This window comes from Vibrio sp. Vb0349 (genome assembly GCF_033338975.1).
In genome coordinates this window covers 1-1,002 of sequence record NZ_JAWOTS010000493.1, presented here as the reverse complement: position 1 = coordinate 1,002, position 1,002 = coordinate 1, and the positions used below count along the sequence as shown (strand labels likewise).

The following is a 1,002-nucleotide window of genomic DNA, read 5'->3' as shown; positions in this document are numbered from 1 at the left end:
AAGTTGGCGACTCAGCAGTAGATGAAAAGCTAGCGCAGCTAACGCGCCAAGGGATAAAAGCAATGGAATTTTAAAGCTGTAAATGGCAGGAAACGCTTCGTGAATACGGAAAAAAGAGAAGATAACGAACAGTGTCACGAGCCAAAAGGTTTGATTGAGGACGAATAGCAATGCCAACGGTGCAAAGCACACTGCCACAATCAAAATGGGGTGAGGCATCACGATCCAAAGCAGCGCAATCACGACGGTGATCGTCAGCGCTGCAATGGATTGTTTTGTTCTCACATCGGTTGAGCTCATATCGAATATCTCTTCACTTGTCCGCACCATCGAATGAATTGCTGACTTAATGCGCTGCGGGTTTCTTTACTCATGTAACGAACGGCGAGTCCTGCCAGCAGGCTGCATGTCAAAATGCAAATTGCGATGGCGATTCCTATCGATTGTGAAGAGTGAAGCAGGAACAGTGCCACACCTGAGATAATTTGCAGTAAAACCATCAAACTCAAATGGAATGGTAGAGTCATACACTGTTGGCCAACCGCGTAAGTTAGGCCGAGTTTACAAAGCTGCGCGTAGTACAACGCAATGAACACACCAAAAATACCGAGAGAAGACAACCCAAACAGCAACCCAATCGCAACCAAGGCAGAAACCACATTAATACCAAGCAACCATCGGGTTCTGCGTTTGAAAAGAATGGCGATGTTTAACAATTCGCTCCATTCCTTGAGCATCGCAATCGGTAGCAAGAACAGCGTGTAAAGTACCGCTTCATGGTAGGTCTCTGGCAAGAAGTTCGTGATCATGACCATCGCCAGTGTCGCTACAACCACGCTGAGCGCAGCAACATAAATCATCCCTAAATGAGAAACGCGCACGGCTTCATTCTCTCGACCATTTTCGATGTATGCAAAGCGTCGTGGCATCCACCACATGCCAAATGGCTGCACTAAAATACACATACCTACAGAGAACTTAACCGCAATCGCATAAATGCCT

General features: G+C 46.6%; 1 protein-coding gene and 1 pseudogene. Both read right to left on the bottom strand.

Annotation, left to right across the window (positions count from 1 at the left end):
• Positions 1-300 (bottom strand): annotated as a pseudogene (locus tag R7Q47_RS26845) (hypothetical protein); the annotation flags it as partial.
• The coding region (locus R7Q47_RS26840) for a lipopolysaccharide biosynthesis protein (RefSeq protein WP_411912894.1) at positions 297-1,002 on the bottom strand (706 nt) is incomplete at its 5' end. The gene R7Q47_RS26840 and the pseudogene R7Q47_RS26845, both read right to left, overlap by 4 nt.